Raw genomic sequence first — 24,884 nt, forward strand, 5'->3', positions numbered from 1 at the left:
TTTGATTCTTTTAATTACTTATTATATATAAAATAGTCGTTCCGGCAGCTAACACTATCCCTATAAGCGATTCATAAGGTATCAGCTTCAGACGTTCCTTAAAATTGAGTTCGCATACGCCTCCTGTCGCATGAAAGAACGAACCATGTGGCAAATGGTCAAGAACTGTAGCTCCGGAATTAATCATAGCCGCTCCCCAAACCGCAGAAATGCCTATAGCCAATATCGTTTCAGCGAACGAAGAAGAAGCCAGTGTCGCTCCGGCTGTTGTCGATGCGGTAGCCGCCGACATCAACGCGCCTGATATAGGAGCAATCAATGCATCACTCATATGAGCATGATCCAATCCTGTAAGAATCCAATCTTTCAAAGAAGAGTTCTTTATGATACCGGCAATAGTTCCGGTTCCTATCAACAGAATAGCTACCACAGACATCTTTTGCAGTCCATATTCTATACTCGGAAGAATATTTTTCCATTGTTTCATACAGATAGCACCACATAAACCACCTACCGGCAAAGCTATCAAAGGATCAATATTGATTCCTGCCGCAGGACGTAATGCCAATAAAACAATCGTAACAACAGGAGCAATCAGACTGGTTCTTAACGAGGGCAAATTTCTCTCTTCCTCTTTATCCTCTGTTTGCATCATCGTTTTTTTGTTTTTCACTGTTTGAGGCATCAGACGGACAATAACAAAAACAGTGAAAAACAAACCGATCACTGCCGGTAAAATATTGGCAAACATTACAGCCGATAGATCTGCATTAAAATTTCCGGCTGCTATAATGGTGTTCGGGTTAGGTGATATGATATTTCCACATTTACCTCCCCCGATCATAGCAATAAGTAACACAGATGGAGACAGGTTTAGACGCTTGCCTATCGAAAGAGCCACCGGCGCAACGGTTATCACAGCCACATCAATAAAGACGCCTACCGTACAAAGCAACATCGTTGCGAGTGCCAATGCCATAAATACCCGTTTTTCACCCATTTTGTTTATAATCGCATTGGAGATGACCGTGGTAGCTCCGGTTTGTATTAATATGCCTGACAAGACTCCGGCTGTCAGAATCCGCAATACCGCCGGGGTGACCTCTTTCACCCCTTCGGTCATCACCGTAACAGTCTCATTTAAAGATAGTCCCCCCAACAACCCTCCGACTATCGCTCCGATAATCAGACTGTATGTCGGAGAAAGCTTTCTTATGATTAACAGTATGGATAATGAAAGCCCGATTAATGCGCCTATCGCTGTCATTGAGTATTATTTAGTAAATTGTTTTATGATTCTCACCACCTGTCGCACCGTTCTCTCTATGTTTTCTTTCGTAAACTCCGGTTGCATCGCCTCTTCAAGTGTTACCGGAAAAGGTTGAATAGGGAGTACGGCAGTAAACCCCATCCTATTAAGCGCTTCGGTGGCTTCGACCGCTCCCCCCAACGCTATCACCGGAACCTGACATTTCTCACCGACACGTAAAATTCCGTCCAGCGCCTTTCCCATACCAGTCTGGCGATCCAGTTTCCCCTCTCCGGTCAGTATCAGGTCTGCCTGTCGGACGACCTCTTCGAAACGAAGCGTTTTCAATATAACTTCTATTCCGGATTGCAATTCTGCATTCAAAAACGGAAGCAAGCCGCCTCCCATTCCTCCGGCTGCTCCAGCACCGGGAAGCTGCGATATATCCATATTTGTATATTCCTTTATTATCTGTGCATAATGCCGCAACCCATTGTCCAACTCTATCACTTGCAAACTATTTGCCCCTTTTTGGGGAGCATATACATAGGCCGCACCCTCTTCTCCAAAAAACGGATTACTAACATCACAGGCAATCGTAAAATGACTTTCCTTCAATGCCGGATTCAATTGGGAAATATCTATTTGATGAACTTTTATCAGATTTTCGCCGACAGGCTCCAACTCACCGTTTCCGCTATCTAAAAAACGTGCACCTAAAGCCTTCAGCATACCTATTCCCGCATCATTCGTAGCACTTCCGCCGATACCGATAATGAATTCCCGACACCCGCGTTTTAATGCGTCAGCAACCATTTCTCCAACTCCATAAGTCGTAGTCTTCATGGGGTTTCTCCGATTTGAATCAATCAATGGCAGACCGCAGGCCGAGGCCATTTCGATAATAGCCATCGCACCATTGTTTACGATGCCATACGATACATCGATTGGCTTCATGAATGGATCATGCACCCGACATGACACCGTTTGGGCATGAAGGGCAGAGCATAGAGCTTCTGTAGTCCCTTCGCCGCCATCAGCTATGGGGAAACGTATAATCTGACAGTCGGGTAATTCCTCCAGAATCGCTTTTTCGGCAGCTTTCGCTATCTCGAAAGAACCGACCGAACCTTTAAACGAGTCGAATGCCAATACAATCTTTTTCATAAAAGCTATCACTTATTTGTTTTCTCTATTAAACTCAATGCAGCCTCGACCGGATCATCAAACGGAGTCGTACTGTTGCTCCAGGGAGATGTGATCCATTGCTCCTCCCATTCTCGGATTTTATTCCGGCCTTTTGTGAAATAGAGCTGTATACGAGGGATATAGTAGTCTTTAATCAGCCCGCTCCAGAAACGGGCAGCATAATCTTCCTGAATACCACCCCAACTTGTAATCAAGCGTTTGGCATTTGCTTCATAAGCATCTTTTTCCTGAAGAGTTGTTCCGCTATTGCGCGCAAGTTCCACCCATTCTTCTAATCGATATAAAGGATGAGAAGCCAATAGCTTGTCAACGTCCATCAACAAATCAACAGTTTGTTGCAGATTACGTTGCGCTGCGAGAACACGATTCTCCGAATCATCTTTCAGGGCCTGCTTATAAAAATTTTCAGCTTTAGCTGCTACATAATACGAAACAAACTCTATGAGGTCGTTTCTGTATAATTCAGAGCTTTTCAGTTCGTCAGCGCAACTAGCATACAAACGTATAGCCTGCAAGTAATCATCACTAAGGTCGATTTTACTGATCCGCCGTTGATCAGGAATTACAGTTTGCCAGGTAAAACGGGGGTATGAATATAAAGAACTATATGCTGTTTTCCGAAAAAGTTTCCAAGCTTCCTCCATAGCATCGGGATATCCTCCATAACGAGCCTCGCAGTATATCTTCATCCAATCGTCCAGGTCGATACTATCTGATGACCATCCCATATCGGCTAACAGTTCGTAAACAACCTCATTGTTTTCGAGTCCTTCAGGGGCAGAACCGAACCCAATCAAGTTACCTTTATTTGCGGCACGTAATGCTTTGACCGAGGAACTAGCATACATGTCCAAGTCTCCTGTCATGGTGTTTTTCCCGCCAAAGTTGGGTACATAGCTGAATATCCATTTCTTTCCGTAAAATCCATCATGTACTTTCCATGTTTGTTCGGTGCTCCATACCCATTTCGGATAATCATTGCCCAAATCAATGATAATCATTTTATCATCAGGTACATTGCTTAACAAGGCTTTAAGCGATTCTTTATCCCAGAATGAATGTTGATATCCGAATGTCCATCCCTGTGTAACCCAAACGGCATCCGGGTTTCCGGCTGCAATTGATTTATAGATCGTTTCTCCATACTCGGCCAATAACTTATATTTCGCTTCTTTATCTTCCTTATCGATAGGCAGCTCCATCTCATTAAAACTATCCGAGAGATAATACGTATTTTCTCCAAACTCTTTTTCCCACTCTTCGACAAACAGTTTGCCTATCTCTTCGAAAAAAGGTGAATCCGGTGGCAATACATAGGCGTTGTACTCTTCATCAAAACCACCCCACCGCATGTGCCGGAATTGTGTGTCGGGATGTTTCTGCACAAATCCTTCCGGCACGAAACCTGCAAACGCAGGCGCTATGGGCTGCATACCCAACTCGCGCATACGGGTCAGGATTTGATGCTGCAAAGCGATTTGGTTCTGTTGCCAGGCATCAGATAAGGGACCGTCCCACTTGTTCAGATTGCCCATGCGATGCCAGGGAAGGTGTGCAGGAGCAGTGAAAAACTCACGGATTTCTTCTTTGTTCAATCCCATACGCAGCCATACCCGTTCCGCAATGGCTTCGCTGGCCACGGTAGCCAAGGGCATATTTACACCATAAAGAGCCATCCTGTCAATTTCCTTTTCCCAACGCTCCCAGTCCCAGTAAGGGGTAGTGTAGCCGAATGTACAAACATTAAGGAAATAGCGCAACTCATAAGGGGACACCTGTTCATACAATTCATAATCGGGCCACGGCATCACCGACGTTATGTGTTCACCGCTCCATGTTTTCATACTCTTGCAGGCCTCTTTCATGTACGTATGAAAAGCGTAACAGATAGCAACAGAGCTACTTCCCCTTAGGGTAAGCCGGCCGTCGCTTGCTATCACTTCGAATATATCTTTACCGTCGGATGGTTCGATATATTCAAAGTGGATAGACTGTGCTCTTTCCCCAATCTGACGTTCTATTAACTGTTTGGCGGGGGTGATAATATCCGTCTTAGGCTTGTGGCATGAGCAGAAAAAAAGCGTTGCTGAAATCAGTAAATACTTGATTATTGTATGTATCATAGAAAATCATAAATGTTATAAGTGAGTATCAATATTTTTTCTTCGATGCTTCTTTCACATATTCCAGTTCCGTAATAATCGGTAAATGGTCTGACAAAAGCGACTGAACAGTTTGCGTACTAATCACACGCCATCCTTTTTGCGGGTAAGCAAACAAGTAATCGATCTTAATCACAGGTTTCCATGCCGGCATTCCAAAATCATCGTTGCTTGCAGCAAACCAGCTATCCATACCACGTATTGCCTCGGAGTAATGACGCGCGTTGAAATCACCTCCCAAAATTACAGGATATTTATAATTTTTGAAATGCCCGGTAATAAATTTTATTTGCTCCGCCCGTGTTTCTTGAGAGTTGACGTCCAGATGCGTAGAGGTAAAAACAATGGTATCATTACCCATTTCGAATAATCCCTCCAACATGGCCCGTCTCTCATGCTCTTTGACCGGATGGGGCAACATTATCTTTTGGACAGAAATATATGGATATTTACTTAACATCCCAATACCGTAATAACCGGTAGAATAGTCAATCGTTTTTCCGTAAAGCCCAAACATCCCTGTATGATAGGCAAGTTCGGATATAAAATCCTTCCCCTTCTGATGCGGGGTACGCTTACGGTCTGTTTTGCTATCCACTTCCTGAAGCGCCACAAAATCAGGTTTGAAGGATTTGATGTGATGAGCAAGTTCCTCTAAAGATGCCAGTTCGCCAAATCTTAAATTATAGGTCATTACCCGCACCCGTAGAGTATCTTGCGCATAGGCAACACCCAAAGTCAGGCATAAAAACAATAATAAATATTTCTTCATTGAATACATGGTTTCTATTTTTTAATGATTACTTTTCCCAGCCCGGATTTTGTCCTAACAGAGGATTCTTCTGACGCTCGGGATTAGGCACGGGCCACAAATAATGTTTCGTTGCGTCGAAGTAGCGTGCTCCGCCTTCCGCAGTAGACTTTTCGTAGATAACATCACCAAACTCATCTACTCCGGTATCGGGATATGGGTTAGCGCCCAAATCATTCATACAAACTTTCAGGCTGGGACCGGTGATGGCACGTCCAAAGCGAAGTTCGCCTTCACGCCAGCGCATCACATCGGCGTATCTTGTTCCTTCACCTGCCAACTCAATGCGACGTTCTCTTCTCAATTCGGTTTCGAGGTCCATCCCCCATGCGCTAAGTTCGTCAAGGTTCATACGATGCATATTCACACGATCTCTAAGCCTGTTGATGGAGTAATCAATCTGTGTTTGTGTCAGTTTCTTGCCTTGTAGTTCGAAAGTGGCTTCGGCATAAATCAGCAAGATTTCGGCAAAGCGGATGACATTGAGATTCCCATGTCCCCCCACACTTGAACCGGCCAAATCAATATCGTTATACTTCTTCAGATAGAAACCTGTACGGCTATTTGCCCCCACACGGTTATTATCTTGCAATGAAGCAAAACGAGGCAGATTAAATATCTCGTTGGCCTTATCCGTATCAGGGTCACCGTCATCTCCTCCCGGCCATTTGTCACCCGGAGCATATAAAGTCATCTTCATTCTGGGATCTCTGTTCTGGAAGTAATCTACATAATGCTCTTCAGGCGACTTGTATAACGATGAGGTCTGCACACCGGTCTTTTTATAATATTCCAATCCGGTTTTTGCCGGTTTACCGTCTGTACACAGATAAGCATCCACTAATGACTTCGTTGGATTGAGGCGTATATAGTCTGTCGGACTGCAAGTTTCATTGGGTAGACTTTGTGTACGGATTTCAGGTACAAAAAGGCTATATACGATGGCTTCGATATTTTTCGGATCATTCTCGACATCCCCTTCGTGATGAAATAGTTTTTCGTATTCATACAGGCCATAGGGACTGTTTTCGATGATATATTCACTCGTTTTTGCAGCCAGTTCCCACCTTTCGTTTTGCAAGGCAATACGTGCCAATATGGCTAAAGCGCCCCAACGGTCGAGTCTTCCCAGTTTATCGCCCGTATACCTTTCTTCAGGCATACGCTCCGCCGCCCATTTCAAATCCTCGACGAGCTGGTCGATGACTTTCTCTCTGGGAGTACGTTCGATATATGCATCTTCGGGCTGGATGACTTCTCCTACCCAAGGTACATCACCCCAAAATGTCGTGAGGTAAAAGTACATAAGCGCCCGGATGGTTTTTACTTCCGCGGCATAAACGTCCTTCTTATTTTGAGCTACCTGCGCTTTATTATAGTTGTCCAGAAAATTATTGCAGCGATAAATATAGCTATACGCTCCTGTCCAATAGGTAGTGAAGGGGAAGCCGTCAGTATAAGAGTGCTTGCCTCCCGAAACCTTACTTAGTCCACTAGTAATATTCCCCCACATGACAGTTTCGGCCGTCGATTCACTCCAATTCACGAGATAGTCTTTTTGTAAAGCTTCGTAACAGGGAGGCAAGGCATTTTTAAGCTGATCTTCATTCACCCAGAATGTTACATTGTCCGGCTCGTTAGGGTTCGTTCTATCCAGAAAATCACTACATGAGGTAACTATACCAAAGAAAGCAATGATTAAAAAGTATTTTGAGTATTTCATCTTTATAGTCGTTTAATAGGTTAGAATGTTATTGATAATCCAAAAACATAGGTTTTTACTTGCGGATAGACATCTCCGCTGGTGGTCCTCACTTCAGGGTCATAAGCTCCGAAGTAATCGGTTTTAGTAAACAAGTTATCTGCCGAAGCATATACTCTAAGACTATTAATGCCAAGAGGTGCCACCATCCGGGCAGGAAAACGATAACCTATCTGAATATTCTTCAGGCGCAAGTACGATGCATCCTCTTTCCAGTAATCACTGAAGAGCCTGTTGTGCTCCTGCGACTGATAAAGTCTGGGATAAGAAGCATTTGGATTCATAGGCGTCCATCTGTCAAGATGCTCTTTTTTAGGAATTGAGTAGTCATTGATAAACGCATGTCGAGCCTCATCCTCAAGGTAACCGGCAACTTTGCCTACGCCTTGCAAATAGAAACTGAAATCAATGCCTTTCCATTCCAAACCACCCTTGATTGCATAGGTGTAATGGGGCTCTTTCTCGCCAAACACCACTTTGTCGTAGTCATCAATTACCCCGTCGGGAGCGCCGTCAGGACCACTGATGTCCCGATACTTAATATCTCCGGGCTGTACAATGCCGTTTTGTGATGCAACAAGAGGAAATTTTGGTTTCTGGTACTTACCTGTAGTTGTATTCACCGATTCGAAGTCATACACTTGCGCCAGCCCATCAGTCAGATAACCATAGAAAGCACCTATCGGATCACCTACCCGACGATACGAACCGGAAGCCGTACTGGTCAGCGACTCCGGAGTTCCACCCAAATCGGTAATCTTATTACGGGCGTCCGACAGATTGAACCCGAGATTGTAATTTACACTTCCGATCTTATCACGCCATGACAGATTAAGTTCCCATCCTTTGACATCAATCTTACCAAGATTGACATAACCTACGTTACTACTGGAAACCCCGACAATAGCCGGAACATCGGGACGAACCAATGCATCAATATTTTCTTTCTTATACCAATCAAAGTCCACATTCAGTCTATTGTTCAAAAAACTAAGGTCTACCCCGAAATTAAGCATGCGGATGGTTTCCCACTTGATGTCGGGATTACCGATTTTGTTTTGCCAAAGTCCCATAACAGGTGTATTAGAAGCTCCGATAGGATAAGACTCTTCGGTTATGATAGGTGACAAGTAGGGGTAGTAATTACCGGGAATGTTTTGATTTCCCAACTCACCCCAGGAAGCACGCAGCTTGCCCGAGCTCAATACCGAAGTAGCGAACTCCATAAATTTTTCACGTGAAAAGTTCCATCCTGCCGAAAACGATGGAAAATATCCCCAACGATTGCCCTTGGCAAATCTTGAAGTTCCATCGGCACGCAGGTTAGCTTCAAACAGGTATTTACCGTCAAAAGCATAGTTGACACGACCAAAGTAAGAACGCAAAGCCCACTCGTCTTTTGTTCCGCTATTCATAAAATTAATCATTCCGGCACTAATAACGTGAATATCCTCAACCATCACATTATCACGCGTAGCACCCAGTGTGCTTCTGTTTTCCCACTCTTGCGAAAATCCCATCAATGCTCCCAACTCGTGGCGTCCTATGGTCCTATTAAAGTTCATTGTGAATTGCAACGTTTGGGTCATAACGTCGAGATGGCTTTGTGAGATATAGTCCTTGGCATCTTCATTTGCTTTCAACGGGCTACCGTCCGAGTAATAAGACAACATCTTCGGGTTAAACTCATCCACCTGGCGGGTATATATATTTGCAGAGTACTGCATACCTACGTTCAGTCCGTCTATAATTTTGAGATCTGCATTGAAAATACCATTGAGCACACGTGTTTTCCGTTCTTCCATTCCCGACTCATAGGCTACTTGCAAGGGGTTACGCACCGAACCGTACGACCAGTTCTCACTATCCACCATTCGGCCATTCTCGTCAGGAATTTGCCACATGACGGGAAGTAACGGAGACATACGCTGTGACAGGCGGAATACTCCTGATGTGCCGCTATAACCTAAGTCCTTTTTATAGAAATCGACATAGCTCATCTGTCCGGTCAGTTTCAGACGATCATACACCTCCGTGTTTACACTGATACGCGCATTATGTCTTTTGGAACTATATCCGTCACCTACAACCAGTCCATCCTGATCCAGAAAACCATACGACATAAAAAATCCGGTTTTCTCGCTTCCACCCCGTGCGCTCACATTATGTCCCGTTTGAAAAGCCCGGCTTTTGTATATTTCGTCAATCCAGTCTGTATTGGAATATTCGTTGGGGTACAATCCCGAATCATATTTATCGAAAGCCTCTTGTGTATAGGGCTTGGAAAATCCAGCAGCACTCATGGCTTCATTGGAGAGTTCCATGTATTCCCTTCCATTAACAAGTTCGGGCAATGCTGTGGGAGTCTGGAATCCGGCATATCCGTTATATTGGAATACTACGCGCTCTTTCTTTTCTCCCTTTTTAGTCGTTACAAGAATAACACCGTTAGCGGCACGTGCTCCATAAATAGCTGATGAGGCGGCATCTTTCAGTACTGATACGCTTTCGATGTCCGAAGGATTCAATAAGTTAATGTCTCCCCCGGCTACTCCGTCAATCAAGATCAAAGGTGCTGTACTACTATTGATGGTTCCCGTACCACGAATGTTGATGCTGGGCACAGCACCCGGCTGCCCCGAAGAGGAAACAATACTAACTCCAGGCAACAATCCTTGCAGCCCTGTAGTTACGTTAGTTATAGGCCTGTTCTCAATAGCCTCCGCTTTAACCATAGATACGGCACCTGTTACATTCACTTTCTTTTGCACGCCATAACCTACAACTACTACATCTTCCAGGCTGACAGCATTCTCTTTCATCACTACGTTTACTGTCGTTGCTTTCGCTATGACGCTTTCTTCACGGTAGCCGACGTATGAGTACCGAAGTGTACTTCCATAGGGTACCTTGATGGAATACTGACCATTGATATCGGTGATTGTACCTGTAGTCGAGCCTTTTACCGATACGGTGGCTCCGATGATCGGTTCCGCATTCTCGTCAGTAACTTTACCTTTCACATATAGTTCCTTTTTCTCTCCTTGCGAATCAACAGGGTCAGTTTTATTTTGATATTCTTTATTATAAAATAAAATACTGTCATCCAGGAAACGGAACCCAATGTTAGTCCCTTTTAGCAAAAGAGTTAGCGCTTTGTTTATCTCTGTGTCTTTTACCTCCAATGACACTTTCCTACTCGTATCCACAAATTCTTTGCTATAGGCTACATTCATCGATGCCTTCTCTGCTATCTGACTGATAGCTTCTTTAAGAGGAAGCTCTTTGATACTAACCGATATTTTTTGCTGTTGTGCATAAACAAAAGCAGTGACAAATATGCACATTAGGGTTACAATACACCTTCTGCCGGTGGATGAAAAAGGAGAATCTTTTTCCATAATATTAGTCTTTAAAGTTAATAGTTCAATATCTATTAGCTAATACACAAGAGATATTAAAAAGTATTACGGCAAATAAGTTAATGAATATTAATTCGGGAAATATAGGAGAACTTGCCGGAAATCCATCCATACTTGATAAAAAAGAAAGAAACCACTTCGAAGGTATAGTTTTTAAAAGAAAATATAAAGGGTGGATATCGTATTTTCTCATTTAATGCATAAATTAGTGTCTTTACCTGAAAAAGAATGAGCAACATCCACCTCACATATGAGTGATTCCACCAGAACTCGGCTCAGTCTGAAAATTTTGGGGATTTGATTCAGGGCAATCACACCCTTAAAAATAGATTCATTCCGGTACGGAAATGAATGAACTATGCTATCGTTAATTATACCTCGCCACTATGCTACTTTTATTTTTTCTTCTTGCCTATATTATTTTTTTGATTGCCTAATGAGTTTTCGTTTGACTTAAGTCAAACGATAGTTCAACTTAAGTTAAGCGTTCGTTTGACTTAAGTCAAACGAAAACTCATTAGGCTATGAAATACATATTAATAGGGAAGTAATTACCTAAAAGTAACTAATGAAATCATTAGTGGCAATTGATTCAAAACCGTGCAGGAATGAATCAATTTTTAGGGATGTGATTGCCCTGAATCAAATCCCCCCCAATCCCCAAGAATTACAACTGAGCCCAAAACTCTTAATACTTATAAATTCATATAGTTGGTTCAAAAGGCAATGGTGTCAAGTACGCCTGACAATGGAAATGGAGGCAACGGAGAAGGTGGAAATGAAGACAGTGGTGAAGCACCGGATCCGGCAGCATAAGAAACGGTGTTAATATGTAAAAATCGGGCTTGACATTGTTCAAACCCGATTTTTTCTATTATATAAAATACTACTTTCTATCAGTTAACACCTTTATCGAATCCCGTTTTATAATATTAGGTTTCAAAAGAATCTCCGAATGTAGTTCAGTTTCTTCCAAAATCTTCTGCATCAACATTTTTACAGCAATAATGCCAATATTCTCCAATGATTGTGCAATACGAGTAATAGGAGGGTTCAAATAGTCCAGATATAAGTTATCATCAAACGAAATAATAGACATATCTTGAGGAATTCTCACTTTATGCTCATTTAATGCTTTGACGGCTCCCAAAAGAATTGTACTACTTAACGCAAATATAGCAGTAGGTTTTGTAGTAGAGTTCAGAGCCAACTTAGTCTCAATATAACCATTCTGAATCGAGAACTCATTTCCTCTTATCATTGCGTTATCCTGATAACCAGCTTCGCGAAGCGCATCAAGATACCCGCGCACACGTTCCTTAGTTGTTATAGAAATATCCGGCCCCTGAATACAGAGAATCTTACTATGCCCCGATTCTAATAATAATTTCGTTGCCTGATAAGCTCCTATATAATTATCAGTAGCTACGTATGGCAAATTATGCTTCTCAAAATAGCGGTCAATTAGCACAATCGGAGTTCTAGTACTAATTTCCTCGAGTTTAGAAGGGTTTTCACCGGTTGGAACCAAAATAATGCCGTCTATTTTACGCGATAGAAGCGAATCGATAGCTTTATTTTCCTGAACAGGATCTTCCAGGGTATCGATAAGCATGACAGTATAATTATAACGTTGTGCTTCACGGATGACAACACTTGCTATATTGGCAAAAAAAGGATTATCTATGTGTGGTACAAGAAGGCCTATAGTATATGTCGTGTTATTGCGCAAACTTTGCGCAACTATATCAGGCTGATAGTTCAATTCTTTAACGGACTGCAAAATAACCTCCTTAGCAGACTGGCTGATCCTATATTTCTCTGATTTCCCATTTAACACTCTGGAAATCGTAGAGATAGAGTACCCAGTTTTCTTTGATACATCAATCAGAGTTTTCTTCATTACTGGCTGTTTTTTGCAAAAATAACATTTTATTTGAGAAAAAAGCAAGAAAAATATTTTGTTTTGAAAAAAATTTCTATATTTGCACAAACGATTGCGCATCGTTTACGATTCAATTCGCCTTAATACTTAATACTCATTATATGGACACAAAGAAGAAAATCGTAGTGATAGGTAGTAGTAATACGGACATGGTTATCAAATCAGACCGTCTACCAAAACCAGGAGAAACAATTCTGGGAGGAAACTTCTTAATGAATCATGGCGGCAAAGGAGCTAACCAAGCCGTAGCTGCTGCAAGACTAGGAGGAGATGTCACTTTCATATGTAAAATAGGGAATGACATTTTTGGAAATGAAACCTTGGAAATGTTTCACAAAGAAAAGATCGACACTACTTATGTAGGAATTACCCCGCAGGAACCGTCAGGAGTAGCTCTTATCAATGTCGACAAAAAAGGGGAAAACTGTATTGTTGTTGCTTCCGGAGCCAACGGGACTTTATCTATTGATGACATACAGCATGCAGAACCTGCCATCAAACAGGCATCCATCGTCATCATGCAGTTGGAAACTCCAATCGAGAGTGTCACTTATGCAGCCAAAATGGCGAAAAAAGATGGAATTACCGTTATATTAAATCCCGCCCCTGCCCCTACCCAACAACTGCCTGACGAGTTATTAGCCAATGTCGACATTCTTATTCCTAATGTCACAGAGGCTGAAATCATCTCGGGAATGCACATTACAGATGATGAATCGGCAAAAGAAGCGATTCGTTATATTAGTTCGAAAGGCATAAAAACTGTCATTATTACGATGGGAGCCAAAGGAGCTCTCGCCTATGAAAACAATGAGTTTATCCACATTCCAGCCTTCAAGGTAGAAGCAGTAGACACAACCGCTGCCGGAGATACATTCTGCGGCGGATTGTGCGTAGCTCTGTCTGAGGGCAAAAATCTAAAAGATGCAATTATATTTGCAAGTAAAGCCTCTTCTATTTCTGTTACCAGAATGGGAGCACAAGTATCTATACCTTTGAGAAAAGAAATACAATAATCATCCTTAATTCTGTTATTATGATAAAACAATGTTCAATCCACGGTCTATTGACAAGTATGTTGTTAATAGTATTTTCTTTGATGAGCAATGATGCTATTGCCCAGAAGGCAATAAGAGGTACAGTCCTCGATGAAGCAAATGAACCCATTATCGGTGCCAGTGTCCTTGTTAAAGGTACAACAAATGGTTCTATTACAGGAGTTGATGGAACCTTCAATGTAAAAGCGAATCCTTCTGATGTATTGGTTATATCTTATGTAGGTTATGCAACTGTTGAACAACAAGTAGGAAATCAGACACAGCTTGTAATACACCTGCGCGAAGACTCGAAAGTGCTTAATGACGTTGTAGTAATCGGCTACGGCTCTACCACAAAGAAAGAGCTTACAGGATCGGTTACCAGCATGAAGAAAGATGACCTCAATCCTGGAACATTCACCAATGCTATGGGAATGTTGCAAGGAAAAGTGGCAGGATTACAAATTATCAACCCGAACGGTGCTGATCCGACAGCCAAATACGAAGTATTACTTCGCGGAACAAACACGCTTTCCGCAGGCCAAGGTCCATTAATTATTATTGATGGGGTGGCAGGTGCAGATATCAGAAATATCAATTTTCAGGAAGTGGAATCAATTGACGTATTAAAAGATGGTTCGGCAGCTGCTATTTATGGAACAAGAGGTACGAATGGAGTAATCATCGTCACAACTAAACGTGCAAGAAGTGGCAAAACGGAAGTTTCTTATGATGGGCAACTCACCGTGGGAGTCGTTTCACGCAGAGCAAAACCTTTATCGGCAAGCGAATACAAATCTGTTATCAAGGAATATCGCCCAGAATTGGAAAGTTATATTTTTGACAGTGATACCGATTGGTTTAAAGAAATTACACAAACTCCGTTCAGCCATAAGCACAACTTGTCTATATCCGGAGGTTCCGAGAAGTTCTCACACCACACTTCTTTCAATTATGAAAAGAGCGATGGCTTGCAAAAGCATAATAGCTCCGAAAAGCTAATGGCACGTACCAATATTCGCCAGTCATTATTAGATAAATGGGTCGATTTGGATTATAACCTGAATATCATTCATCGCAAATACAGCCCTTCCTCTACAAGTGCTTTTATGCAGGCATTTACCCATAATCCAACAGAGCCTGTTTATGACGACAGCGATCCGGATGCCGGAGGATATAGCCGTATCAAAGCAATGGAATATTACAATCCGGTAGCGATCATTAACAAAAGGAACATGGAAAGTAAGAATGATAATTATGGTGCAAATATTCGTGCTACTCTAAACATATTGCCTATAAAAGGATTAAAATGGGAGAACTTTGTTTCATACGACAAGGAACAATATGAGACACGTGAATACTACACACATTATTATCCAAGTTTAATAGGAACAAACGGGCAAGCCTATATTGAAAACTATCAGGAAAACGATACACAATATGAGTCTACTTTAAATTACTCGAATATTTTCGGAAAACATTCCATTCAGGCATTACTCGGATATACATACCAGTATACTTACAGCACATCTGCATCCATGACAAATTCCGGTTTCGACTTCGATGACAACCAGACTCATAACATCGGAACAGGAACGAATCTAACTGAAGGCAAAGCCAGCATGTCGTCCAATAAAGAAGATAATACATATATCGGATTCTTCGGACGTTTTATGTACAACTACGATGATAAATATCTTTTGTCTGCTTCACTACGTCGTGATGGCTCCAGCCGTTTCGGTGACAATAATAAGTGGGGATGGTTCCCGGCTGTCAGCGTAGGTTGGCGTATAAATAAAGAGAAATTCCTCTCGAATGTCAAATGGATCGATGATTTAAAATTGAGAGCCGGATACGGAGTTACCGGTAACCAGGATTTCTCAAACTACAAATCTTTGATGATGATGACTACAGCCGGTAAATTCTATTACAATGGCCAATGGATCAATACTTATCAACCTGCAAGTAATGCAAATCCGGATCTAAAATGGGAGAAAAAAGCAGAGTTCAACGTTGGTGTCGATATGACAATGTTTGACAACCGCCTCTCGTTCACTTTTGATTATTACAAACGGACTACATCAAACTTGCTATATGACTACATCGTGCCAACACCTCCTTATGTATATAATACCTTGTTTACGAATGTTGGAAAAGTTACTAATGAAGGAGTTGAGCTGACGATATCCGGTACACCTTTTAACACTAGGGACTTTACATGGAATACCTCACTTACCGTTTCGCACAATAAAAACAAATTGGTGAAATTCACCAATGATGAATTCACTAACGGAACATACAAAGTGGGATGGTCTACAAGTGCTGCCTGCTACACTCAACGTCTGATAGAAGGACAGTCATTGGGTACTTTCTATGGTCCTATATGGTTAGGAACTGATACAGATGGAAAAGATGTATTGCTAGGACAAAATGCAGACGGTTCCGTACCGGAAGAACAATGGGAAAAAATTGGCTGTGCTTATCCGGATGCCACTCTTAGCTGGAGTAATACCTTCAGATATAAGAAATTCGACTTGAGTTTCTCACTGCGTGCATCTATCGGCGGAGAAATTCTGAACAACTATGCGATGGAATATGAAAATCTAAGCAGCATCGGACTTAGAAATATCTCATCAAACTGGTTATCTCAAACGAATTTCACAAGTACGACCTATAAATATTCCTCCAAATATATAGAGGATGCTTCTTATTTAAAACTAGATAATGTTACCTTTGGATATACTTGGGATTTCACATCTAAAATGATAAAAAGACTAAGATTGTCTCTTACTGCACAGAATATATTCTGTATCACCGGTTATTCTGGTGTCGACCCAGAAGTTGCCCTTTCCGGACTGGAACCCGGTATGGAAAGTTTGAGCTATTATCCGCGTACAACAGAATTTACTTTTGGAGTTAATATAGTATTCTAAAAAATAAGATTACCATGAAAAAGACAAATATAATATTAAGTTTCGTTATCTGTATATTATTATACGGATGTACCGATCTTAGCGAAACTGTTTATACAGGAGTAGCTATGAATGACTTCTTTAAAAATGAGAAGGAACTGGTAGCCAATGCAGGTAGGGCATATACGAAATTACAAGGATACAATTCCGAACAAAGTTTATGGACGCTACTTTTACAAGCTTCTGATGAATGTGCTGTTCCCGCTTGTGGTGGTTCCTGGTACAGTAATGGACGTTATGAAGAAATCCAGACGAATAAAATTCCACCTGCAAATAAATTATTAACAAGGGGCTGGAACTGGATATTTAATGGTATTGCTGCATGTAATGAAATTATTTACGAAACGGAACTATCACCTATCCAGTTTGAAGGAAAAGAGAAGATTATAGCCGAAATGAAAATACTGCGTGCTTTCTACTATTACCAAGCCATTTCTTGTTGGGGAAACGTACCTTTCACAACTGACTACACGGAAACCGAATACCCGGAACAAAAAAGTCGTGAATATATTTTCAATTATCTGGAAAAAGAAATTAATGACAATATCGAGTTCCTAGACAGGGAGCCTTCAGATACTAATTATGGACGGGTCACACAAGCTGCCGCTTATTGTATTCTTGCGAAAATGTATCTGAATGCAGAAGCATGGTTCGGTACTCCAATGTATGACAAAGCAGAGAAAGCCTGTAAAGACATTATGGATATAGGTGCTTACAGCATTGAAGACTCCTATTCTACTAACTTTGACATTAAAAACGAAGATTCTAAGGAGAACATCTTTGTAATCCTTTATGATAGAGTATATACTAGTGGTAGCAGTAGTTCATTCTATCTGCATACGCTGACATTGGAAGCTGCATCACAAGCAACATTTAATATTCCGGCAGCCCCATGGTCGGGTTTTCTCTGCCAACCAGACTTTTTCCAAACATACGCAGAACAAGATCTTCGCAGAAGTCAGAGCTGGTTATACGGTCCTCAAGTAGACCTAAGCGGAAAGGATCTTGGTTTCGAATATACTCCTGTCTTCTCCGAAGAAAAATATTACAATAGCAACGGAGGACGTGGCACATACGATGGTGCACGCTGCTGGAAATGGCATTACCAGACTGATGGTTCTTTAAAAGAATATACAGTTAGTATGGACAACGACTTTGCCATCTTCCGTTATGCCGATGTTGTATTAATGTATGTAGAAGCTTTGGTACGACAAAACAGAACAAGTGAGGCCATCCAACTGGCAGACTTCAAGAAGATTCGTACAAGAGCAGGTCTTGATGCATATACTACAAGCCAATTGACGATTGATGAACTTTATGCAGAACGAGGCAGAGAACTGGCATGGGAAGGATGGCGCCATGAAGATATGATACGTTTCGGAAAATATCTGAAAAAATATTGGGCACACCCTGACCAAAGTTCAGAAACTTTTAGAAATGTATTTCCAATTCCTACGGATATTTTAAATGCAAATCCAAAATTATCTCAAAACAAAGATTATTAACCACAATTGGAAGGTTCACATAGAAAAGTGTACCTTCCAACAAATCAACCCTGATAAGTATGAAAAAACCAATCATCTTTTTACTTGTTTTAATTACTAACATCTTATTTATCTCTGCACAGAAGATTTCAAAGACAGAGTTAAAAGACAAAATAGCCGGAGCTTGGATCGGGCAAATGGTAGGAAACATATATGGACTTCCTTTTGAGAACAAGTTTGTAGATGAACCTGCCCCGGAATCCAGATTTCCATTCGGTTACACTAAAAATATAGATAAATTGCAGAAGTATAACGGTGCATTCTCTGATGACGATACTGATGTTGAGTATATCTACTTACTATTAATGGAGAAATATGGCGTAGAACCTACTTATGCCAATATGCGTGAAGGATGGGTGTATCATATCCGTGACCGTGTATGGCTAGCCAATAGGGCTGCACTCGGATTAATGCATCTTGGATTCACCCCTCCGTTCACAGGTGACGAAAATCTGAATCCGCACTGGTATCAGATCGACCCTCAATTGATTAACGAGATATGGGCGTATACAGCACCGGGAATGATTTCGTATGCTGCAGGAAAAAGTGATTGGGCGGCCCGTATCACAAGCGATTCGTGGGCGGTATCTCCCACTGTCCTATATGGTGCAATGTACGCTGACGCTTTTTTCTGCAAGGATATCCGCAAACTGATTACACGAGCCTTGAAAGAACTGCCTGCTGATGACAGATATGCGATAGCTGTAAAAGAGATGATTGCTTTATATGACAAATATCCTAAAGATTGGGTAAAAGCACGTCAAATCATGGCTAAAAAATATTACATAGATGAGCCAGCCATGACAAAAACAATCTGGAATGCTAATCTGAACGGATTATGCGGGATTTTGGCTATGTTGTATGGCGAAGGAGATTTCCAACGGACGCTGGATTTAAGTTGTGCAATGGGATTTGACTGCGATAATCAGGCAGCCACCATCTCCGGACTTCTAGGAGTAATGTACGGTGCAAAGTCTCTTCCCGAAAGTTTGACCAAACCTATCGAAGGATGGGAAAAAACCTTCAACGACCGGTATATCAATATCACCAGGTTTGATATTCCCGATGCTTCCATTGAAGACATGATTGAACGTACTTACAACAAAGCAATCGAACTGGTTTGCTCTAAAGGAGGAAAAGTGAAAGGTGATATGGTATATGTTAACCCTAAAGCACAATTCATTCCCCCGATGGAATTCTGTATCGGCCCGAATCCGGACTTGGAAATCGGACAGCCTACCGATTACTCATTTGCCTGCAGAACAAATGCTGATTTCAAATGGGAACTGGTAAAAGGTAAACTTCCGGCAGGAGTTACATTCCAAAACGGTAAACTGGCAGGAACTCCTACAGAAGCCGGAAAATATCCGATTACCCTACAATTAAGCGCAAATAACAAGAACTCAATCACTAAAGACTTTGAGTTATTAGTTAAAACCAAGAATATAGCCTCCAAGGCTGATACTATTTACGCAAATATCCGTAAACTGAACGAAGAGGTGCTCGATTCTTGCTGGATTACCTTTGGAAAACCGATGTACGCAACAAATGTAGAAGTAATTAATGACGGAGTCAAAGATGGCGTAGGATCTGTATTTTATTCATTAGCGGCCAAAAGTAATCTGCCTAAAATAGACTATTTCGGATACGGTTGGAAAGAAGAGCATAACATCAATATGCTTGTTTTAGATATGGGCTGTCTGGAGGAATTCGGAGGATGGTTTACTTCTCTAAACATTCAATATCTTGGAAATGACGGACATTGGTATGACGTAGGTAAATTCAAATCAACTCCGGCACTTCCCGAAACCGATATTGTATTTTTCCAACCTCCGTTTGCACAATATGTTTTGGAATTTCCGGCAGTAAAAACCAAGGGAATACGCGTACTAATGGATGCAAAAGTGCAGGAACACTGGCATAAATACACAAAGAATGTATCATCATTCATATCTATTACCGAACTAGGAGTTTACGAGAAATAAAGGAAGAGAAAAATGAGGAAAATAATTACGATATGTATCATAGGGCTTTTTGCTCTCAACGTACAGGCCCAGCCTGTAAAAACGTTAAAGTTATCTGATAAAGAACTTTTAGATAAGATTAAAGGAGGATGGGCCGGACAAACCATTGGTGTTGTTTTCGGAGCACCTACAGAGTTTAAGTTCACGGGAACTTATATTCAAGATTACCAGCCGATCCCCTGGGCGGAAGGTTACGTTAAATATTGGTGGGAAAAGAAGCCCGGATTGTTCGATGATATTTATAACGATTGCACGTTTGTTGAGGCATTTGATGAACTTGGCCTGGATTGTTCACAAGAAGAACTTGCCAAAAGATTTGCATTCGCTGATTATCATTTGGCCCATGCTAACCAAGCAGGTAGATATAATATCCGCCAAGGTATCATGCCACCGGCTTCCGGTCATTGGTTGAATAACCCACATGCAGACGATCTGGATTTCCAGATCGAAGCAGACTTCATTGGTCTGATGGCTCCGGCAATGCTGCCGGAAGCATTGGATATCGCCTCCAGAGTAGGCCACATTATGAATAGCGGTGATGGTTTTTATGGTGGTGCTTTCGTAGCAGCTCTTTATAGCTCCGCTTTCTATGAAAAGAGTCCTGAAGCGATTTTAAAAACCGCAATCTCTGTCATACCTGAAGAGAGTACATTCCATCAATGTATTCAGGATGTAATCAATTTCCATTCTTTGCACCCGGACAACTGGAAAGATTGCTGGTACTTCCTGCAAGAAAAATGGAACTGTGATGTAGGATGTCCCAAAGGCGTATTTCTAAACTTTAATATTGACTCCAAGCTCAATTCCGCTTTCGTAGCATTAGCTATGCTCTACGGTAAAGGAGACTTCACCAACTCTGTCGATATTGCAACACGCTGCGGACAAGATTCTGACTGTAATCCGTCTACAGTCGGCGGTGTACTCGGCGTCATGTATGGGTATGATAAAATCCCTTCATTCTGGTTAAACCCTTTAAAAGAAGTAGAAGACTTTACATTTGAAGGAACGAATATGTCGTTGGCAAAAGCATACCAAATGAGTTTCGATCAAGCTAAACAACTCATAGTCAAAACAGGTGGAAAAGTATCTGGTGGGGAAATAGAAATTCCAATCAAAAAGGCGGATGTACTTCCTTTAGAACAAAATTTCGAAAACACCTATCCACTCTATAGAGAACGCAAAGACTGCTTCCTGACAGATACATTTGAATTTGATTTCAATGGTAACGGATTTGTTATCTGGGGCAACATTTGCTGCACAAGAAGTATTACTCCCGATTATATCAATCGTGTATCTACACGCCACATCGGTTCCGAGGTCTTCGGATTGGCAGAGCCCAATGACCCTTACGTTGCTAAAGTGGAAATATGGATTGACGGAGAACTGGACCATGTAGCAGCTTTACCCATGAGAAATACAGACCGCAAAGTAGAACCAGCCTGGAAATACCTCATGAAGGAAGGAAGACACCACGTTAAAATGAAATGGTTGAACCGCAAAAAAGACTACATTATTCGTATCAACGACATAATGTATTATTCAGAGAAAAAAGAACATGATAGATTTTACTTTAATAAATAAGTTAAGATGAAAAAAGTCCTGATTAACATCATTCTACTATTTACCTTTTCCATATCGGGAATGGCACAAATAGAATATGGAAAAACAGTTGAAATAAGTAAAGAGGTACTGCTCGACAAAATTAAAGGAGGCTGGGCCGGACAAACCATAGGATGCACCTATGGCGGTCCTACAGAATTTAAATACAGAGGAGCGATCATTCATGAGAAAACTCCAATAATCTGGTATGATGACTATTGCAAGGACATCTTTGCAGAAGATCCGGGATTGTATGATGATGTATATATGGATCTTACCTTTCTGGAAGTAATGCAAAAAGAAGGGATAAATGCCCCTGCCGAATCATTTGCCAAAGCCTTTGCAAATGCAGATTACAAATTATGGCATGCCAACCAGGCAGCCAGATATAACATATTACACGGTATTATGCCACCGGCATCCGGACATTGGAAAAATAATCCGCACGCTGACGATATTGATTTCCAGATTGAAGCAGACTTCATTGGAATGATATGTCCGGGGATGGTAAATATCGCCTCCAATTTTTCGGACAAGATAGGGCATATCATGAACTACGGCGACGGATGGTATGGAGGTGTATACATGGGAGCAATGTATGCATTGGCTTATGTAAATAACGACATTTATACAATTATCACGGAAGCTCTTAAAACAATACCCGAACAAAGTAAATTTCACCGTTGCATCATAGACGTTATTAAATATTGGAAACAATATCCCGATGACTGGCGTAAATGCTGGCTGGAAATAGAAAACCGTCATGCTCTTGAGATTGGCTGCCCGGAAGGGGTATTCAATGCATTTAACATTGACGCCACTATCAATGCGGCTTACTGCGTGATGGGACTTTTATATGGCAACGGCGACTTTTTCAAAACAATGGATATAGCCACTCGTTGCGGACAAGATTCCGACTGTAACCCGGCAACTGCCGCAGGAATTCTTGGAGTCATACAAGGCTACAAGGCTATCCCCGAATACTGGAAACCGGCACTCGAAAGATGTGAAAATATTAAGTTCCCTTACACAGATATCTCTTTAAGTTCTGTATACGACATTAATCTCAAACTATTGAGTGATGTATTAAAAGCAAACGGAGGAAAAATAAAAGGAGATAAATACTATACCACGATTCAGAAGCCAAAAACCGTAGCATGGGAAGTTTCTTTTGAAGGCTTATATCCTTCTGAAAGAAGAGTTATCAAATATGATCTCGGTACAGAAAAAACATTTGAGTTCAATGGCAAGGGAGTTGTTTTAATGGGGATGATCAGACAAGATGTTAAAGATAGTAATGACAATTACATCGCCATCCTGGAGGCCTACATTGACGGCAAGAAAGTAGAAACCATAGAAATGCCTTATGACTACATAAAAAGAAAGTATGACATTTTCTATAATTATGATTTAGAGGAAGGACCTCACAAACTGGTTATTAAATGGATTAATCCAAATGAAAAATATGCCGTTCAATGTAAAGACATGGTGGTTTATTCATCCATACCGGCAGAGCCAATCAATCCTTATAAATAAAAGAGAGAAGCCATGAATAGAAAACTACTCCTATTATTAGCCTTATTATTATTTTCCTACGGATTGTCATCATGTTCGTCTGATGATAACAGTCCGTCCGAAGGCGAACAGACCGAGACACCGGAACTGTTTACCAAACGCTATAATCCCGATCAAAGTTTTTACAGCAAAATATTAGGACAAGAAATCAAATATTCCGTATTACTGCCTCAAGAATATCTATCGGAAAGTACGGGTAAATATGGAGTAGTTTTCCTTCTACATGGCTGGGGAGGGAACCAAAGTTCATGGGGACCTTCAGGTCTGAATATTCAAAGCATAGCTGATGCGCAAACCAGCAATGGTAGTATTCGCCCATTGATCTACATCATGCCGGAAGGTTTCAACTCTTATTTTTGTAACCGCTATGACGGAAAGTTCAACTATATGGATATGTTCATTAATGAACTCGTACCCCTGATTGATAAGCGGTTCCGAACAACAACCAGTAAGACGGAAAGAGCTGTTGCCGGGTTCTCTATGGGAGGTTTCGGGGCATTAAGTATAGCATCGCAACATCCTGAAACATTCTCGGTATCAATAGGATTAAGTCCCTCCCTAAATACAGATGAACAATACATCTCTTTGTCACAAGACGGTTGGAATCTTCAATGGGGAAACAACTTCGGAGGAAGCGGCCAGACAGGAACAGGCAGGCTGACAAGCTATTATAAAAGCCAATGTCCGCTACACTTTTTCAAGGATAAACCAAGTTCCACATTTCAAACAGTACGGTATTACATAGACTGCGGTGATGATGAAGAAAGACTATATGCAGGAAACGGTGAATTACATACTCTATTACGGGACAAAAATATCAAGCACGAATATCGTGTACGGAACGGTGCCCACACTGACAGTTATTGGCGTGAATCCATGAAAGAGGCATTGCCTTTTATCGAACGTTCATTCAAAGGAGAAAACTATCCGCAGGAAACTCTGAAAAAATTCACAGAGGAATTACATGCTACTAATAAAAACATAAAAGTAGGTAATTCCAATATCGAACTATGGTTACCGGATGACTACAATTCCGAACTAACTTACAAAGTTCTTTATTACAGCAAAGGAGAAGGTAATGTTGATCTTACAACAAAGAAGGTAGCAGTGGCATTAGATTCTCTTATGCAAATCAAACGTATGATAATCGCAGGTTTTAATGTGAAAGAAATGATTCTAAATGGAACAAATTTTTCAGCTATTACCGATGCTGTGGAAAAGACGGTTCATACGGAAAGCAATGCAGATTTCAGATTAGGATTAACATACGGTTCAGAAGCTAATTACTTATACAATCAGTCAACAGGCAATGCCCCTGCTATCAACTTTTTCTTTGCAGAAGACGCGGATATTATCAACCTTTCTGCCGAGAATCGTGCCAAAATCTATTATTTGGACATAACAGACGAAGGCAGCAACTACAATAGCATCTTTACTCTGTTCAATGGATTGCGAGGTGCAGAAGCTCCGGTGCAATATCGTGTCAGAAACGGACTGGATAGTGAACAGTCCGCCCAAACAGGTATTTATTCAATGAGTTATTATATTGGTGAACAGTTAATAAAGAAATAAT

At 41.3% G+C, this 24,884-nt stretch carries 14 protein-coding genes; 7 read left to right on the forward strand and 7 right to left on the reverse strand.

Going from position 1 to position 24,884, the window contains the following annotated elements:
* Nucleotides 1-10 precede the first annotated feature (10 nt).
* The 7 genes from INE92_RS16915 to INE92_RS16950 form a co-directional block, all read right to left on the reverse strand.
* Nucleotides 11-1,267 carry a GntP family permease gene (locus tag INE92_RS16915; protein WP_009038939.1) on the reverse strand — a complete coding sequence of 419 codons (1,257 nt, stop codon included), beginning with the start codon at nucleotides 1,265-1,267 and terminating at the stop codon, nucleotides 11-13.
* A gap of 6 nt (nucleotides 1,268-1,273) precedes the next feature.
* Entirely contained in the window at nucleotides 1,274-2,416 is a 1,143-nt protein-coding gene (locus INE92_RS16920) for a glycerate kinase family protein (RefSeq protein ID WP_211421190.1), read from the reverse strand.
* 8 nt (nucleotides 2,417-2,424) lie between these two features.
* Nucleotides 2,425-4,581, reverse strand: a complete 2,157-nt coding sequence (locus INE92_RS16925; RefSeq protein WP_211421191.1) for an alpha-N-acetylglucosaminidase — start codon at nucleotides 4,579-4,581, stop codon at nucleotides 2,425-2,427.
* A 28-nt stretch (nucleotides 4,582-4,609) separates the two neighbouring features.
* The gene (locus tag INE92_RS16930; RefSeq protein WP_004310723.1) at nucleotides 4,610-5,401 is read right to left on the reverse strand and encodes an endonuclease/exonuclease/phosphatase family protein; all 792 of its coding nucleotides are present in this window, start codon (nucleotides 5,399-5,401) and stop codon (nucleotides 4,610-4,612) included.
* Nucleotides 5,402-5,420: 19 nt separating this feature from the next.
* Entirely contained in the window at nucleotides 5,421-7,154 is a 1,734-nt protein-coding gene (locus tag INE92_RS16935; RefSeq protein ID WP_004310724.1) for a RagB/SusD family nutrient uptake outer membrane protein, read from the reverse strand.
* Between the two features lie 20 nt (nucleotides 7,155-7,174).
* On the reverse strand, nucleotides 7,175-10,594 hold the full coding sequence (locus INE92_RS16940; protein WP_211421192.1) for a TonB-dependent receptor: 3,420 nt from the start codon (nucleotides 10,592-10,594) through the stop codon (nucleotides 7,175-7,177).
* A 907-nt stretch (nucleotides 10,595-11,501) separates the two neighbouring features.
* On the reverse strand, nucleotides 11,502-12,518 hold the full coding sequence (locus INE92_RS16950) for a LacI family DNA-binding transcriptional regulator (protein ID WP_008642597.1): 1,017 nt from the start codon (nucleotides 12,516-12,518) through the stop codon (nucleotides 11,502-11,504).
* A gap of 143 nt (nucleotides 12,519-12,661) precedes the next feature.
* Here INE92_RS16950 and rbsK point away from each other — a divergent pair, with 143 nt between their 5' ends.
* Genes rbsK through INE92_RS16985 form a run of 7 tightly spaced genes read left to right on the forward strand, consistent with a single transcriptional unit; the run spans nucleotide 12,662 to nucleotide 24,883 of the window.
* Nucleotides 12,662-13,576: a ribokinase gene (gene rbsK / locus INE92_RS16955; protein WP_008642596.1), complete on the forward strand. Its 915-nt coding sequence runs from the start codon at nucleotides 12,662-12,664 to the stop codon at nucleotides 13,574-13,576.
* Between the two features lie 20 nt (nucleotides 13,577-13,596).
* Nucleotides 13,597-16,530, forward strand: a complete 2,934-nt coding sequence (locus INE92_RS16960) for a SusC/RagA family TonB-linked outer membrane protein (protein WP_211421193.1) — start codon at nucleotides 13,597-13,599, stop codon at nucleotides 16,528-16,530.
* A 14-nt stretch (nucleotides 16,531-16,544) separates the two neighbouring features.
* The gene (locus INE92_RS16965) at nucleotides 16,545-18,074 is read left to right on the forward strand and encodes a RagB/SusD family nutrient uptake outer membrane protein (protein WP_015531754.1); all 1,530 of its coding nucleotides are present in this window, start codon (nucleotides 16,545-16,547) and stop codon (nucleotides 18,072-18,074) included.
* 59 nt (nucleotides 18,075-18,133) lie between these two features.
* Nucleotides 18,134-20,098 (forward strand): ADP-ribosylglycohydrolase family protein, encoded by a 1,965-nt coding sequence (locus INE92_RS16970; RefSeq protein WP_211421194.1) that lies wholly within the window; start codon nucleotides 18,134-18,136, stop codon nucleotides 20,096-20,098.
* Between the two features lie 12 nt (nucleotides 20,099-20,110).
* Complete coding sequence (locus INE92_RS16975) at nucleotides 20,111-21,718, forward strand: ADP-ribosylglycohydrolase family protein (RefSeq protein WP_015531756.1); 1,608 nt, start codon at nucleotides 20,111-20,113, stop codon at nucleotides 21,716-21,718.
* Nucleotides 21,719-21,724: 6 nt separating this feature from the next.
* Nucleotides 21,725-23,272 carry an ADP-ribosylglycohydrolase family protein gene (locus tag INE92_RS16980; RefSeq protein ID WP_015531757.1) on the forward strand — a complete coding sequence of 516 codons (1,548 nt, stop codon included), beginning with the start codon at nucleotides 21,725-21,727 and terminating at the stop codon, nucleotides 23,270-23,272.
* A gap of 12 nt (nucleotides 23,273-23,284) precedes the next feature.
* Nucleotides 23,285-24,883 carry an alpha/beta hydrolase gene (locus tag INE92_RS16985; protein ID WP_134993419.1) on the forward strand — a complete coding sequence of 533 codons (1,599 nt, stop codon included), beginning with the start codon at nucleotides 23,285-23,287 and terminating at the stop codon, nucleotides 24,881-24,883.
* Nucleotide 24,884: the final 1 nt, after the last annotated feature.

This window comes from Bacteroides xylanisolvens (assembly GCF_018289135.1).
Lineage (GTDB): Bacteria > Bacteroidota > Bacteroidia > Bacteroidales > Bacteroidaceae > Bacteroides > Bacteroides xylanisolvens.

What these genes read in the sequence shown, in the direction of transcription:
- INE92_RS16915 (WP_009038939.1), bottom strand. Translation starts at nt 1,267, where the DNA reads ATGACAGCGATAGGCGCATTAATCGGGCTTTCATTATCCATACTGTTA.
- INE92_RS16920 (WP_211421190.1), bottom strand. Translation starts at nt 2,416, where the DNA reads ATGAAAAAGATTGTATTGGCATTCGACTCGTTTAAAGGTTCGGTCGGT.
- INE92_RS16925 (WP_211421191.1), bottom strand. Translation starts at nt 4,581, where the DNA reads ATGATACATACAATAATCAAGTATTTACTGATTTCAGCAACGCTTTTT.
- INE92_RS16930 (WP_004310723.1), bottom strand. Translation starts at nt 5,401, where the DNA reads ATGTATTCAATGAAGAAATATTTATTATTGTTTTTATGCCTGACTTTG.
- INE92_RS16935 (WP_004310724.1), bottom strand. Translation starts at nt 7,154, where the DNA reads ATGAAATACTCAAAATACTTTTTAATCATTGCTTTCTTTGGTATAGTT.
- INE92_RS16940 (WP_211421192.1), bottom strand. Translation starts at nt 10,594, where the DNA reads ATGGAAAAAGATTCTCCTTTTTCATCCACCGGCAGAAGGTGTATTGTA.
- INE92_RS16950 (WP_008642597.1), bottom strand. Translation starts at nt 12,518, where the DNA reads ATGAAGAAAACTCTGATTGATGTATCAAAGAAAACTGGGTACTCTATC.
- rbsK (WP_008642596.1), top strand. Translation starts at nt 12,662, where the DNA reads ATGGACACAAAGAAGAAAATCGTAGTGATAGGTAGTAGTAATACGGAC.
- INE92_RS16960 (WP_211421193.1), top strand. Translation starts at nt 13,597, where the DNA reads ATGATAAAACAATGTTCAATCCACGGTCTATTGACAAGTATGTTGTTA.
- INE92_RS16965 (WP_015531754.1), top strand. Translation starts at nt 16,545, where the DNA reads ATGAAAAAGACAAATATAATATTAAGTTTCGTTATCTGTATATTATTA.
- INE92_RS16970 (WP_211421194.1), top strand. Translation starts at nt 18,134, where the DNA reads ATGAAAAAACCAATCATCTTTTTACTTGTTTTAATTACTAACATCTTA.
- INE92_RS16975 (WP_015531756.1), top strand. Translation starts at nt 20,111, where the DNA reads ATGAGGAAAATAATTACGATATGTATCATAGGGCTTTTTGCTCTCAAC.
- INE92_RS16980 (WP_015531757.1), top strand. Translation starts at nt 21,725, where the DNA reads ATGAAAAAAGTCCTGATTAACATCATTCTACTATTTACCTTTTCCATA.
- INE92_RS16985 (WP_134993419.1), top strand. Translation starts at nt 23,285, where the DNA reads ATGAATAGAAAACTACTCCTATTATTAGCCTTATTATTATTTTCCTAC.